The sequence below is a fragment of the Halomonas sp. HAL1 genome (assembly GCF_030544485.1).
GTDB classification, from domain to species: Bacteria; Pseudomonadota; Gammaproteobacteria; order Pseudomonadales; family Halomonadaceae; genus Vreelandella; species Vreelandella arctica.
The window spans coordinates 4069191-4083177 of the sequence record NZ_CP130610.1 but is presented as its reverse complement, the minus strand read 5'-3'; the positions used below and the strand labels follow the sequence as shown (position 1 = coordinate 4083177).

The following is a 13987-nucleotide window of genomic DNA, read 5'->3' as shown; positions in this document are numbered from 1 at the left end:
TGAGGAGCGTTTCGCCATGCCTCGTACACTTCTGTTTGCTACCGATCTTTCTGCTGATAATCGCGCCGCCTTTGCCCGGGCGCTGCGTTTAGCCTACGCCTACGGGGGTCAGCTAGACGTGCTGCACGTGTTGGACCCTTACTTACCGCGGCGTGTCTTGCTTGATGTAGAGAGCGCGGTAGTGGAGGACATTACCACCACGTTGACCGATCTACGTGAAGACTACGCTTTGGAGGCGCCGAAAACGCTCATCCAAACCGTGACGGGGTCGCCCCACGTTGAGATTGTACGTGAAGCCCATGAGCGCAACGCCGAGCTGATTGTGCTGGGCATGCATCGCAAGCGCGGGCAAAAAGACCTGTTGATGGGTACAACATTGATGCGTGTGCTGCGCAGCGCTCCTTGCCCGGTGGTGGTGGCCTCTTATCAACCCACCCAGCCCTGGCAGCATATTTTGGTGCCTATCGACTTTTCGCTCACCGCGCGGCATACCTTGCAAGAGGCGCTGATTCGCTTCCCTGATGCTTCGTTGACGCTGCTGCACGCTTGGTCGCTTCCCGGCGAGCGTGAGCTGGGTTCGCAAGCGTACTATGCCCATTGGCGTGAGCATGAAGTGCAGCGCTTGCGCGAACAGTTGACCAATGAGGTCGATAGCCTAATGCGCGAGCTAGAGGGGGTGCCCGACGTTGAGCTGGTGCTAGAGCAGGGCGCACCCTGTGATGTGCTTCAGGCCTATATGAAACGTCATTCAACCGATCTCGTCATGATCGGCAGCCGTGGGCAACCCCATCACACTAGCCAGCTCACCGAGATGCTGCTGTGTGAGCCGCACTGCGATTTGATGCTCTGCCGCGCTTGGTAATCGAAGTAAAAGCGTTCTCAATGTACTGCTGGGGAAAAATTAACAAACGGTAGTTACAATAACCGTTTGTTAGCCGAGGAGTGGCGTTGTGAAGGCACTAATTCAGCGCGTAAAGCGCGCCAGCGTAGAAGTGGAAGGCGAAATTGTCGGTAGTATCGATCACGGGCTGCTGGCGCTGGTAGGCGTGGAGAAGCACGATGATGCGGCCAGTGTGGAAAAGATGCTGCATAAACTGCTCCACTACCGGGTATTCAGCGACGCCGACGGTAAAATGAACCAGAACTTGCAGCAGGTAAATGGCGGCTTGCTGCTCGTCTCCCAATTCACCCTGGCGGCGGATACCTGCAAAGGACTACGACCCAGCTTCTCAAGCGCCGCTCCACCCGCCCAGGGTGAAGCGCTGTTTAACTTGCTGGTTGCCCAGGCGGGCACTGCCTGGCCGCGTGTTGCCACCGGTGAGTTTGGCGCCGATATGCAGGTGGCGCTAATCAACGATGGCCCTGTAACGTTTTTGCTGGGAAGCTAGACCGGCTTTTGATTGCTAGCTTTCCGCTAGCTAGCCGTCTCTTCGCTGGCGAGCAGCTCGGCTTCCATTGCTTCCAGCGCCTCTTCTGCGCTAAGCCATTGTTGTTCTGCTTCATTCAGTCGCGCTTTGATATCAGCTTGCTGACTAAGCGTCTTGGTCAGCTCGGGTTTGCGGGCGCTGTCGGTGTAGAGCGCTGGGTCTGCCAGCACTTGTTCTAACTTATCAAGTTCCTGCTGGGTCTTTTCCATGGCTTTTTCTGCCTGATCGCGCTGTTTTTTCAGCGGGCGTAGCTTCTCACGCAGCTCGGCCGCCGCTTTACGTGATGCCTTGCGCGCTTCACGGCTGTCGCCACTGGGTTGCTGGTTCTGGCGCTCGGTTTTTTCGCCGCGGGAATCCCGGCGGCTCTCCTCCAGGCGCGCTTTAAGCCAAACGCGGTAATCTTCTAAATCGCCGTCGAAAGGCTCAACGCGGTGATCCGCTACCCGCCAAAACTCATCGACCGTGGCGCGCAGCAAGTGCCGGTCGTGAGACACCAGAATCACCGTGCCTTCAAAGCTTGCCAGCGCCTGAGTCAGCGCTTCGCGCATTTCTAGATCCAGGTGGTTGGTCGGCTCATCGAGCAGCAGCAGGTTGGGTTTTTGCCAAGCAACGAGCGCCAGCGCCAAGCGGGCTTTCTCGCCGCCTGAGTAGTTGGCGACTTTGCCGAAGGCGTCGTCGCCCTTAAACCCAAAACCGCCCAGGAAGTTACGGATATCCTGATCGCTGGCGGTGGGCGAAAGGCGCTGGACATGAACAAAGGGCGTCGATGAAACATCCAGGCTCTCAAGCTGATGCTGAGCAAAGTAGCCAATCGCCAAATGCTCGCCAGGCACGCGCTTGCCGTTAAGTAACTCAAGTTCGCCGGTGAGCGACTTAATTAGCGTCGATTTACCCGCCCCGTTGGGGCCTAACAGGCCAATGCGGCTGCCGGGCAGCAGGGTAACGTTCACCTTGTCCAACTGGATGTTGTCGTCGCTTCCGTCGCCCTTTTTACCGCGATAGCCTAGCTGCGCCTGATCAAGCACCAGTAGCGGGCGCGATGTTTTATCGGCAGCAGGCAAGGTGAAGTGGAAGGGAGAATCCACATGGGCTACAGCGATATCTTCCATCCGCTCCAGCATCTTGACCCGGCTTTGTGCCTGCTTCGCCTTGGTCGCCTGGGCTTTAAAGCGGGCGATAAAGCGCTCTATCTCTTCACGGCGGGCCTGCTGCTTGGCGGCTTCGGCTTGCTGCAAGGCGAGCTTTTCGGCGCGGGTGCGCTCAAACTGGGAGTAATTGCCGCGGTAAAGCTCCAGCGTTTGGTGATGCATGTGCACGATGTGATCGCACACGGCATCCAGAAAGTCGCGGTCGTGGGAAATCAGCAGCAGCGTGCCAGGGTAGCGGGTCAGCCACTGCTCCAGCCACAGCAGGGCGTCCAGATCCAGGTGGTTGGTGGGCTCATCCAGCAGCAGAAGGTCAGAAGGCATAAACAGCGTACGGGCGAGGTTGACCCGCATCCGCCAGCCGCCGGAAAACGCCGAGAGTGGGCGGGTGAGATCGGTCTGAAGGAAGCCTAGCCCCACCAGTAGCTGTGCTGCGCGCGACTCCGCGCGGTAGCCGTCCAGGGTTTCAATCAAGCCGTGCAGTTCGGCTTCCCGGTGGGCCTCACCGGCTTCACGGGCAGCCAATAAGTCGGCTTCTGCCTGGCGCAGCGCCAAGTCGCCATCAAGTACATACTCAATAATAGGGCGGTCAAGGGCATCGACTTCCTGAGCCATATGCGCAATGCGCTGGCCACCGCTCATTTCGACATCGCCCTGGTCAGGAGCAATCTCGCCCAGCAGCAGTTTAAACAGGCTCGATTTGCCGGCGCCGTTTGCCCCGATAATACCGGCCTTCACCCCGTTATTAAGGGTAACGTCTGCATTGTCGAGTAGCGTTTGCGTGCCGCGTTGCAGGGCGACTTGGCGCAGTGCGATCATGCTTTCTCCCGAAAAAAGTGGGTCATACGATGCAAAATTCTATTGCGCTTGATTCTACCCGATTGCAGCGCCTACAGCAGGCACCGTTATGGGAATTTGCGCTGGCGCTTTACGCCAAGCCTGGTGTTGAGACTGCTTGTCTGACGCTCCAGGAGGAGGCTGAGCTGGATGTTTGCGAGCTACTATTCCATTGCTGGCTCTACTCATATGGTTTAGAAGCGATCCCCCGCGCGGTCGCTCGCCAGCGCGAGCAGCGTCGTCAATGGCAGAGCAGTGTCACGGAAGTTTTGCGTGGTTTACGCCGTGATTTAAAAGCCCCGGCAGCGTCTAGTGACTCTGTGGCAGCGCTGCGGGAAACCATTAAGCAGGCGGAACTAATGGCCGAGCGTGAGAACCTTCAACGTTGGCAAGCGTGGGTTTTAGAAGCGCATGCTGATGAGCCGCGTGTAATGAATATCGTCGAAATGCCGCAAGATTCGGCTAAATGGCTGCGAAATCAGCTGCTTTTTAGTAAAGCTAACATCCAATCGGAGAGTAGCTTAAATGCCACCTCGGTACTGTGCGAGGCGCTACAAACGCTTACTTGCCAGCTTGACCCTCATCAAGGAGCGCGCTAGCCTGAATTTAAGCTGATTTTAAAATACCTAGCGTTATTCGCTGGCTAGCACACAATAAGAGCAGCGCCATTGTCTGTTAGTGAACGCTGAATAGCGGATAACAGTGTCGTGTTGAGATACGCGTGGATTATCTAGGTTCTTGCGCACTTGTATAGCGCGCTTACCACTGCAAGGGGAACACCGTATGAAGGCAAGCAAACCCGTATTTAATCGTTCTGTAACCACCAAATTAGTGACAACGGCAAGCGTGGGTGCACTGTTGATGGGTATGACGGCTGTCGCGCAAGCGGATAACTGGCGTTATGCTCATGAAGAGTACGAAGGCGACGTACAGGATGTCTTTGCCTATGCTTTTAAAGAGCATATCGAAGAGAACTCCGATCACACGGTTCAGGTTTACCGCTTTGGTGAGCTGGGCGAGTCTGACGATATTATGGAGCAGACTCAGAACGGTATTCTGCAGTTTGTGAACCAGTCACCCGGCTTTACCGGTGCATTGATTCCTGAAGCGCAAATTTTCTTCATTCCTTACCTGCTGCCGACCGACGAAGAGACCGTACTGACGTTCTTCGAAGAAAGCGAAGCAATCAACGAGATGTTCCCAGAGCTTTATGCCGAACAAGGCCTTGAGCTACTGAAGATGTATCCGGAAGGCGAAATGGTCATAACGACCGACGAGCCGATCAGCTCGCCGGAAGATATGGATAATAAGAAAATCCGTACCATGACCAACCCGCTGCTATCGGAAACCTACGACGCCTTTGGTGCGACGCCCACGCCGCTACCCTGGGGTGAAGTCTATGGTGGCCTACAGACCGGCATCATCGATGGTCAAGAGAACCCGATTTTCTGGATCGAATCCGGTGGTTTGTATGAGGTGTCTCCGCACCTGACCTTCACTGGTCATGGCTGGTTCACCACCGCGATGATGGCTAACCAAGACTTCTATGAAGGCCTGTCTGAAGAAGACCAGACACTGGTTGATGAAGCTTCACAAGCTGCTTATGACCACACCATCGAGCATATCCAAGGCTTGGCTGAAGAGTCGTTAGCGAAGATTCAGGAAGCGTCTGATGAAGTGACCGTAACGCGTCTGGATGAAGAGCAGATTCAAGCCTTCCGTGATCGTGCTCCACAGGTTGAAGAAGCCTTCTTGGAAATGACCGGCGACAAAGGCGAAGAATTGCTTGAGCAGTTCAAAGCCGATTTGGAAGCCGTAAGCAACGAGTAATCATCCTTAAGCCGCATTTGCATGTTGGATGATTTACCCGAGGGGCAGCTAAGGCTGCCCCTTTTTTATGCTGCCGCGGTAAGCTATGGGTTATTCGGCTTGGAACTTAGCACTCTTACGCTGGGTTACGTATATCTAGCGTTGAATCACCAGCGGCGGCATACCGTTACGCTAGTAGCGATTCTTTGCTGAATAAAGCGGGTAGGTTTGCAATAGGTAGGTCTGGAATAACGCTGTGTTAATTGTGCTAACGGCACTGAACTGATGCCGTTAAAGCCGTTAGAAAGGAGTCCGGCCATGACCGATGAAGAGATGGAAAAGAGTTATCGCTCCGGTTTGCCGGGGATTTTAGGTGTGATCGACACTGCAATTAGCAAAATGGAAGCCGTGATCCTGGCGATGGGCGTTTTGCTAATGGCGCTGAATACGGTCACCAACGTGGTTGCCCGTTTCGTGTTTGGCAACAGCATTATGTTTTCCGGTGAATTAAACCGAATTTTGATCATCATGATCACCTTTGCCGGGATTGGCTATGCCGCCCGACATGGCCGCCATATTCGTATGTCGGCTATTTATGATGCATTGCCGGTGGGTGGACGCAAAGTACTGATGATTGGTATTGCACTATTCACATCGCTGGTGATGTTTTTCCTTCTTTATTATTCAATTATTTATATTGTTGACCTGTATAGCAAAGGGCGCGTGCTTCCCTCCCTGGGTTTACCGGTATGGATCATTTACCTATGGGTACCGCTGGGCTTTTTGGTCACCGGAATTCAATATTTATTGACCGCTGTTAAAAACTTTACTTCCCACGATGTGTATCTCTCGACGGGCGTGGTGGATGGTTATAAAGACACGGAAACTGAAGTCTGATGCAGAGCACTGCACTCTAGGGGAACAGCTATGACGACAATAATGGTTACTACCATGATTGCCCTGCTGCTGCTGGGCTTTCCAATGATGATTCCGCTGATTACCGCTGCGATAATTGGCTTCTTCATGATGTTTAACGGCTTCGGCCAGATGGATACACTGATCCAGCAGATGATGGCGGGTATACGCCCAGCCTCACTCATTGCTGTGCCAATGTTTATTCTTGCTGCCGATATTATGACTCGCGGGCAGTCCGCTAATCGCTTAATTGATATGGTGATGTCGTTTATCGGCCATATTAAAGGTGGCTTAGCGGTGAGCACGGCGGCCTCTTGCACACTGTTTGGTGCCGTGTCCGGGTCAACGCAAGCGACCGTGGTGGCCGTTGGTTCACCATTGCGCCCGAAAATGCTTAAAGCGGGCTACTCAGACTCGTTTACGCTGGCGCTGATCATTAATGCCAGCGATATTGCTTTTCTGATTCCGCCTAGTATCGGCATGATTATCTACGGGGTTATCTCGGGTACTTCTATCGGTGAGCTATTTATCGCCGGTATTGGTCCAGGCTTGATGATCCTATGTATGTTCTCGGCTTACTGCATTATCTACGCCATTGTTAAAGACGTACCCACAGAACCAAAATCGAGCTGGAAAGAGCGCGCAAAAGCAGTACAACAAGCGTTATGGCCGCTCGGCTTTCCGGTGATTATTGTTGGTGGTATCTATGGCGGTATCTTTAGCCCGACCGAAGCCGCCGCCGCCTGTGTGCTGTATGCCATCTTGCTTGAGTTTGTGATCTTCCGCTCGCTCAAAATGAACGACATTTACGCCATTGCCAAATCCACCGGTTTAATCACCGCTGTGGTGTTTATTTTGGTGGCAGTGGGTAATGGCTTCTCGTGGATTATCTCTTTTGCCCAGATCCCGCAAATGATTCTGGAGGCAGTGGGGATCAATGAAGCAGGCCCCACGGGCGTGTTGATTGCCATTTGTATCGCCTTTTTCGTCGCCTGTATGTTCGTTGACCCCATCGTCGTCATCCTGGTGCTAACGCCGATCTTTACACCGGCGATTGAAGCCACCGGACTCGACCCTGTCCTGGTGGGTATTTTGATTACGCTGCAGGTGGCGATAGGGTCGGCAACACCGCCCTTTGGGTGCGATATCTTTACTGCGATTGCGATTTTCAAACGCCCTTACTGGGATGTCATAAAAGGCACACCGCCGTTTATTTTCATGCTGATTTTAGCGGCCGCCTTATTGATCATGTTCCCGCAAATTGCGCTGTTCCTGCGCGATGTTGCCTTCCGCTAAACAGCCACAAGGAGTACACGAATGTTTAATCGCATTTTAGTCCCGGTGGATGGCTCAAAAGGCGCCTTAAGGGCGCTGGAGAAGGCGGTAGGCTTGCAGATGCTAACGGGCGCCGAGCTTTATCTGCTGTGCGTGTTTAAACACCACAGCCTGCTGGAAGCCTCGCTTTCCATGGTGCGGCCCAATCAGTTGGATATTCCTGACGATGCGTTAAAAGAGTACGCCACCGAGATTGCCGTACATGCGAAGGCGCATGCTATTGAGCTGGGCGCTGATGACTCCCGCGTGCGTGCCTTTGTAAAAGGTGGGCGCCCCTCGCGTATTATCGTGCGTTTCGCCCGTAAGCGAGAGTGCGATCTGATCGTGATTGGCGCCCAGGGCACCAACGGCGAAAAGAATCCGCTGCTGGGCAGTGTCTCTCAGCGGGTTGCTGGCGCCGCTCACTGTCCTACGTTGGTCGTCTAAATCCGTTAAACCTCTTGCTTGCTTTATGGTCTTATTAACACCCACCGCCCCAAAGATGCAGCTTGGGGCGGTGGGTGTTAATCTTTAAGTGACACAGATAGGCGTTCGGCGCCGCTATATAAAAGATAAAAGGATCTTTCATGAAACTACTGATCTCTACAACGGCTCTGACAGGTTTGCTTTTGGTCGCCCCTTTTGCAGCGGCAGCGCCTGAAACCGATGAACAGCGTTTGGCTTACAGCCTGGGTGTCACCTTGGGCGAAAGCATGCAGGCCGATATCGAAGACCTCGACTTAGATGCGTTTCATGACGGCATGAGTGACGTTTTTGAAGGTAATGACTTAGCGCTTAGTGAAGAAGAGATGACCGAAGCATTGATGGCCTTCCAAGAGCAATCAATGCAAGCACGTGAAGCCGAAGCTGAAGAGATGGCGCAAACGAATCTCGAAGAAGGCGAAGCTTTCCTGGCCGAAAACGCTGAACGTGAAGAAGTAACCGTGACGGATTCTGGCCTTCAGTATGAAGTGCTTGAGTCGGGCGATGGCGAGACACCTGGCCCTGAAGACACTGTTGAAGTGAACTACGAAGGCATGCTGTTAGACGGCACTGTATTCGATAGCTCCTTTGAGCGCGGTGAATCAGTCAGTTTCCAAACCAACCAAGTGATCGAAGGTTGGCAGGAAGCGCTGCAGATGATGAGCGTTGGCGATAGCTGGATGCTATATATTCCCGCTGATATTGCTTACGGCGAAAATGGTCAAGGGCCGATTGGACCCAATGAAGTGCTGACCTTCCGCGTTGAATTGTTAGGCGTCGAATAAGCAATGACTTCAGCCGCCCCTTCCATGCTTCGCCCACTTGCATACGCTCTGGTCTACCTGAGCCTTGGTATCCCGTTGTTGGCACAGGCCGAGCCGGAGGTTGAGCCCGAGGCATTACCCGCCCTGGGTGCCGTTAGCGAGCAGGCAAGCGTGGTGGGGGTATCGTCAGGCGGCTATATGGCAACCCAGCTAGCGGTCGCTTGGCCAGAACGGTTTAGTGGCCTGGGCGTACTGGCGGCGGGGCCTTGGAGTTGTGCACAAGGCTCGCTGAGTTTGGCGCTTAACCAGTGCATGATGACACGCCGCGGCGCGCCATCATTAGACGAGCTGGCGAGCCGCTATGATCGCTATATAGCGCTTGAACAGGTCGGAAGCACAGAGCGCCTTAGCCAGCTGCGGGCCTACTTTTGGCACGGCGAAGAAGATGACGTCGTTGAACCGCTGCTGGGCGATCTCCTTGCCGAGCAGTGGACGCAATGGCTTGCCTCGCCAGATCAACTGCGCGTTGCGCGTAGCGAAAATGCCGGGCATGGCTGGCCGGTACGCTTACCCGATGATGTGTCGCCCGGCCCCCAAGAGTGGGGCGATTGTCGCCAAGGGGGCGGTAGTTATGTATTAGCCTGCGATGAAGATATCGCTGGTGATATGTTGAACTGGCTTTATCCCGAACGTGAAGCCTCTGAGGCGAGCGGCAAACTGGGTGGCGAGTTAGCCGCGTTTGATCAGTCGGAATTTGCGGTAAAAGGCCTAGCCGACACAGGCTATGTGTTTATACCGCAAGGCTGTGAAGCGGGTAACTGCCCGGTAACGTTGGCGCTGCATGGCTGCCAAATGAACGCAGAGGCGATTGGTGAAACGTTTGTACGTTACACCGGGTTAAACGCCTGGGCGTCAGCGCATCAGCAAATTGTGCTTTATCCCCAGGCGGAAAGCAGTATGGCGAATCCGCAAGGCTGCTGGGACTGGTGGGGATTTGCCGAAAGCACTTGGCAGTTAAGCCCTCAGCACGATACCCGTAGCGGCACCCAGATTGGTGCGCTGATGGCGATGTTGGATCGCTTGCAAACTGCTCCCGAAAACGCCTCGCCAGAGTAAAGTCGACTAACTGCCCAGTTCGCTCTCTAATGCCGAGACTAACCCATGGGGAGTTGGCGAATAGAGCACTCGCTGCAATATCTCGCCTTCGCGATTGACTAAAAAAAGCGAGGCGCTGTGATCGATGGTGTATGCCATTGCCGAATCCGGCGCTTCGACTTTTCGCCATATCACTCCATAGCGCGACGCAACATCTTCAAGCTGCTCCTGACTACCTACCGCACCAATGAACTCCTCGCCGAAAAAGCCCATGTACTCCTGCATGCGCTCTATGGTGTCGCGTTCGGGGTCAACGGTAATCATCACCGGCACCACCCGCTCGCGCTGTTCCTCAGAGAGTTGAGCCAAGGCTTGGCGTTTGACCGACTGGGTCATCGGGCATATGTCGGGGCAGAACGTGTAACCAAACGATAAAATGGCTAGCTGATCGTCATCCAGCTGGGTCAGCGAAAAATCCCCCTGGGTCGAAGGCATTTCCACAGGGCCACCTACAGGTTCGCCATCCTTGGGGGCAAAAGCGTAGTGATAGAGGCCGATGCCACTGACCACAATTAATACAGCGGCTACACCAGCGCCCAGCCATAACGGTTTACGTGCCATGTGCGTTAACTCCGAATAACGTCAAAATCGAACCAACTACCCACTTTACCTTCTGCAGTGTCCAGTATGACACGCGCTCGCCAGGGCATAATGGTTTGGGTGCAAATCCCCACTTGGCCTTGTCCTTGAAAATGGCCGGGCGCACCTGCACTGAGGGCAAAACGGTGCAGCCCTAAGTCCATATCACGGCCAACAAAATCAACGTCAACCTGAGTGGCCGTAACGCCGTCAACCTCAACTTCCAGTGGTAATACCTCTAATGCATCAATCCGCCCGCTCGCTTGAACATGGAGGGTGATGCGGCCTTTATCGCCCAACGTGGCGGAACAAGGCGCTGTATGCAAGTTGCAGCTTGCCGCAGGCGGAAACCAGGTCACATCGCTATCGCGGTGCAACCAATGGGCAAAGGCATACCAAGCACAGGCAGCCAGCGCTAAACCAGTGACCAGTATCAGTACCCTTAAAGCAGGAAAGCCTGCCGGGTGTGCAGGTTTTGATATCATCTTCATGGCAGAATAATCGCTACGCAAGCCGTGAGGCGGGTGTTTCGCCATGGTAACAGTAATCGAGCCGATATCGCTGTGCTGGGATGTCGCAGGCAAAAGGAACGCAAATGGAGAGTATCACTGGCGCTTTAGGCCCCCTGTTTTTATTGATTTTACTGGGCGCCATGCTCGGCTATTGGCGTTGGCCTAGCGATACTTTCTGGCCGCAGATGGAGCGGCTTATCTATTTTGTACTGTTCCCCGCCATGCTGGTGGGAACGTTGGCGACTGCCGATGTGAGCCAAGTTCCGGTAGGCCGCCTAGCACTGGTATTGCTGGGCGCAATGTCGTTGTTTGGCATACTGCTTTGGCGTTTACGGGGCTGGTTACGCCTTACACCCGCTGCGTTTACCTCGGTGTTTCAAGGGGCGGTACGCTTTAATACTTATGTGGGCGTTGCTGGTGCCGCCGCGCTACACGGCAGCTTAGGAGCGACCACTGCAGCCGTCGCGGTGGCACTAATGGTACCGGTAGTTAACGTGATGTGTGTGGCTAGCTTTGTGGCCGCTGGCACTCTGGGCGGCGCTAGCGTGGGTAAAAGCGCAATGGCGCTGATTAAAAATCCGCTAATCCTTGCTTGCCTTATTGGTATTGGCCTGAACCTTTCCGGTGTCGGTTTACCTGGTTGGAGTCAGGACACGGTCGAGCTATTGGGGCGTGCGGCGTTGCCACTGGGGCTGGTAGCGGTGGGGGTAGCGCTGCGCCCGGCGGCGTTGCTGCGGATTGACCGCGGCGTGCTGGCTACCAATAGCGTTAAGCTGCTGCTGATGCCCGCGTTTGTCTTGGTATTAACCTGGGTGCTGCAACTAGATCCGGTCAGTCGTGACGTGGCGCTCCTGTTTGCAGCGCTGCCCACCGCTACGTCTGCCTATATTTTAGCCCGCCAACTGGGCGGCGATGCTGAACTGATGGCGGCCATTATCACCGGACAAACCCTATTGGCCATGGCGACGCTACCGTTTTGGCTGCGATTGGTAAGCTGATGGATAGGCAGACTCGAAAGGTAAATAAAAAATATTCGTATTTGTATTGACGAGGTAAATGAGAATGATTATAGTGTGATTGTCAGCGTTTGATGAGACGCTTGGCAGCCAAGACAGCTACTCGGTAAACATTATCGCCAGTTAACTGTCATGGTTTCTCCCTCTCATTGCTAGTCACGGTCTTTTTTGCCGCTCCCATGGAGCGGCTTTCTTTTTTCTACACCCTGCTAATCTCCTCATTACTGATGTTGTCTTTTCGGCGACCTCCAAAGGGCATTGCTGAGGTGCGTTTTGGCGTCTACGTTTTATACGTAGTGCCTAAAAACGCTTGTTAACCGTATGCTAATGGAGGAGATGTCCATGAACGATACCCAAGATCTTTTCCCTACTCGCTTGGAGCGAAAGTTGGGAATGTTTGAACGCATCGATCCCGTGGTATATGGCGATGAATCCCAGCTTGCTGATGGGCCGCTGAGTAGGTCGCAAATTGCGGAGTACGAGAAAAAGGGGTTTCTCTCCTTTGAAGGTTTTTTTGACGCCGATGATATGCAGGTGTTTCTTAAAGAGCTGCGTGAGTACGAAGATGATGCCGATCTTAAGCTTTCAGAAGGCACGATTCTTGAACCAGGGCGTGAAGAGATACGCACCGTGTTCGGTATTCATGAAGTGTCCAAGCGTTTCCAACGCCTGACCCAGGACCCCAAGCTGTTGGCGATCGTCAAGCAATTGCTGGGCAGCGATGTCTATATCCATCAGTCACGAATCAATTATAAGCCTGGGTTCAAAGGCAAAGGGTTTGATTGGCACTCAGACTTTGAGACATGGCATAGCGAAGATGGCATGCCGCGCATGCGCGCGCTGAGCTGTTCCATCGTGCTCACCGATAACGGTGAGTTTAATGGGCCACTGATGTTGATTCCTGGTTCGCACCGCTACTTTGTTCCCTGTGTAGGGCGAACGCCGGAGAATAACTACAAAGAGTCACTCAAAAGCCAAGAGGTGGGAGTGCCGCCAGCCAGCAGCCTGCGCGAATTAATGTTGGAGAACGATATTGAAGCGCCCAAGGGGCCCGCCGGATCCCTGGTGATTTTCGAAAGCAATACCATGCACGGCTCCAACACGAATATGTCCTGCTGGCCGAGAAGTAATCTGTTCTTTGTTTACAACAGCGTTGAAAACACCCTTCATGACCCTTACTGCGGTAATCGGCCCAGGCCTGAGTTTCTGGCCAATCGTTCAGATTGGGAGCCGATTGAACCGCTTAAAGAGTAAGGCGTTACCCCTCTCGCTGATAAATCAAATCCCACACGCCGTGGCCGAGTTTTTCGCCGCGGGCTTCAAACTTGGTGAGCGGGCGGAAGGCCGGGCGCTGCACGTATGGGGCGGTCTCTGTGCTAGCGGTATTGGCATAACCGGGGGCCGCTTCCATCACTTCCACCATCCACTCCGCGTAGGCTTCCCAGTCCGTAGCTAAGTGAAAGGTGCCGCCGGGCATCAGACGAGTGCGAATCAGCTCAACAAAGGCTGGCTGCACGATGCGCCGTTTGTGGTGCTTCTTTTTCGGCCATGGGTCGGGGAAGAACAGCTGCAGCGTGGTTAGCGAGCCTTCGGGAAGGCACTGCTCAAGCACGGCCAGGGCATCTTCGCGGTAAACGCGTAAATTGGTCAGACCCCGTTTGTCGACTTCATCCAGTAGCTTACCCACACCAGGGGCGTGAACCTCAATGCCGATAAAGTCGGTATCCGGGTGGGTTTCCGCCTGCTCGATCAATGAGTTGCCCATGCCAAAACCAATTTCGACCACGCGCGGCGCTTGGCGCCCAAACAGGACGTCCAAGTCTTGGCGTCCGTCGGCGATGGTCAGGCCAAAGCGCGGCCAAACATCTTCCAGGCCCCGGTTTTGGGCCTGGGTCATGCGGCCCGCGCGGATGACGTAGCTTTTAATGCCGCGGCGGTGCAGTGGTGCATCCTGGCTTTCAGGGGCGGTGGTGGCACTGCTGTCGACGTCGACGCTGATTTGGTGCGCTGGGGGATTAGGTTCAGTCATGG

At 54.3% G+C, this 13987-nt stretch carries 15 protein-coding genes; 11 read left to right on the top strand and 4 right to left on the bottom strand.

Features of this window, described 5'->3' with window-relative positions; translation table 11 throughout:
- Window positions 1-16 precede the first annotated feature (16 nt).
- Window positions 17-862, top strand: a complete 846-nt coding sequence (locus Q3Y66_RS18975; protein WP_008956520.1) for a universal stress protein — start codon at window positions 17-19, stop codon at window positions 860-862.
- An 88-nt stretch (window positions 863-950) separates the two neighbouring features.
- Window positions 951-1388: a D-aminoacyl-tRNA deacylase gene (gene dtd / locus Q3Y66_RS18970; RefSeq protein ID WP_008956521.1), complete on the top strand. Its 438-nt coding sequence runs from the start codon at window positions 951-953 to the stop codon at window positions 1386-1388.
- 26 nt (window positions 1389-1414) lie between these two features.
- Here the strand turns inward: dtd and Q3Y66_RS18965 are convergent, their stop codons facing one another.
- The gene (locus Q3Y66_RS18965; protein ID WP_008956522.1) at window positions 1415-3391 is read right to left on the bottom strand and encodes an ATP-binding cassette domain-containing protein; all 1977 of its coding nucleotides are present in this window, start codon (window positions 3389-3391) and stop codon (window positions 1415-1417) included.
- A gap of 29 nt (window positions 3392-3420) precedes the next feature.
- Between Q3Y66_RS18965 and Q3Y66_RS18960 the strand changes: the two genes are divergently transcribed.
- The 7 genes from Q3Y66_RS18960 to Q3Y66_RS18930 all read left to right on the top strand — a co-directional run bounded on the left by Q3Y66_RS18960 (window position 3421) and on the right by Q3Y66_RS18930 (window position 9810).
- On the top strand, window positions 3421-4008 hold the full coding sequence (locus tag Q3Y66_RS18960) for a TIGR02444 family protein (RefSeq protein WP_008956523.1): 588 nt from the start codon (window positions 3421-3423) through the stop codon (window positions 4006-4008).
- A 184-nt stretch (window positions 4009-4192) separates the two neighbouring features.
- Window positions 4193-5239: a TRAP transporter substrate-binding protein DctP gene (gene dctP, locus Q3Y66_RS18955; protein ID WP_008956524.1), complete on the top strand. Its 1047-nt coding sequence runs from the start codon at window positions 4193-4195 to the stop codon at window positions 5237-5239.
- Between the two features lie 297 nt (window positions 5240-5536).
- Window positions 5537-6115, top strand: a complete 579-nt coding sequence (locus Q3Y66_RS18950) for a TRAP transporter small permease (RefSeq protein WP_008956525.1) — start codon at window positions 5537-5539, stop codon at window positions 6113-6115.
- Between the two features lie 30 nt (window positions 6116-6145).
- Window positions 6146-7429: a TRAP transporter large permease gene (locus tag Q3Y66_RS18945; protein WP_008956526.1), complete on the top strand. Its 1284-nt coding sequence runs from the start codon at window positions 6146-6148 to the stop codon at window positions 7427-7429.
- Window positions 7430-7450: 21 nt separating this feature from the next.
- Complete coding sequence (locus tag Q3Y66_RS18940; RefSeq protein ID WP_008956527.1) at window positions 7451-7894, top strand: universal stress protein; 444 nt, start codon at window positions 7451-7453, stop codon at window positions 7892-7894.
- A gap of 140 nt (window positions 7895-8034) precedes the next feature.
- Complete coding sequence (locus tag Q3Y66_RS18935; protein WP_008956528.1) at window positions 8035-8715, top strand: FKBP-type peptidyl-prolyl cis-trans isomerase; 681 nt, start codon at window positions 8035-8037, stop codon at window positions 8713-8715.
- A gap of 3 nt (window positions 8716-8718) precedes the next feature.
- Entirely contained in the window at window positions 8719-9810 is a 1092-nt protein-coding gene (locus Q3Y66_RS18930; RefSeq protein WP_008956529.1) for a PHB depolymerase family esterase, read from the top strand.
- A 6-nt stretch (window positions 9811-9816) separates the two neighbouring features.
- On the opposite strand, the gene Q3Y66_RS18925 is transcribed toward Q3Y66_RS18930, so the two are convergent.
- Window positions 9817-10410 carry an SCO family protein gene (locus Q3Y66_RS18925; protein WP_008956530.1) on the bottom strand — a complete coding sequence of 198 codons (594 nt, stop codon included), beginning with the start codon at window positions 10408-10410 and terminating at the stop codon, window positions 9817-9819.
- 5 nt (window positions 10411-10415) lie between these two features.
- Entirely contained in the window at window positions 10416-10919 is a 504-nt protein-coding gene (locus tag Q3Y66_RS18920; RefSeq protein WP_035586210.1) for a hypothetical protein, read from the bottom strand.
- Window positions 10920-11023: 104 nt separating this feature from the next.
- On the opposite strand from Q3Y66_RS18920, the gene Q3Y66_RS18915 reads away from it, so the two are divergent.
- A complete protein-coding gene (locus Q3Y66_RS18915) occupies window positions 11024-11938 on the top strand; it encodes an AEC family transporter (RefSeq protein ID WP_008956532.1) in 915 nt (304 codons plus the stop codon).
- A 360-nt stretch (window positions 11939-12298) separates the two neighbouring features.
- The gene (gene thpD / locus Q3Y66_RS18910; protein ID WP_008956533.1) at window positions 12299-13210 is read left to right on the top strand and encodes an ectoine hydroxylase; all 912 of its coding nucleotides are present in this window, start codon (window positions 12299-12301) and stop codon (window positions 13208-13210) included.
- A gap of 4 nt (window positions 13211-13214) precedes the next feature.
- Here the strand turns inward: thpD and trmB are convergent, their stop codons facing one another.
- Complete coding sequence (gene trmB / locus Q3Y66_RS18905) at window positions 13215-13985, bottom strand: tRNA (guanosine(46)-N7)-methyltransferase TrmB (protein ID WP_008956534.1); 771 nt, start codon at window positions 13983-13985, stop codon at window positions 13215-13217.
- Window positions 13986-13987 lie beyond the last annotated feature (2 nt).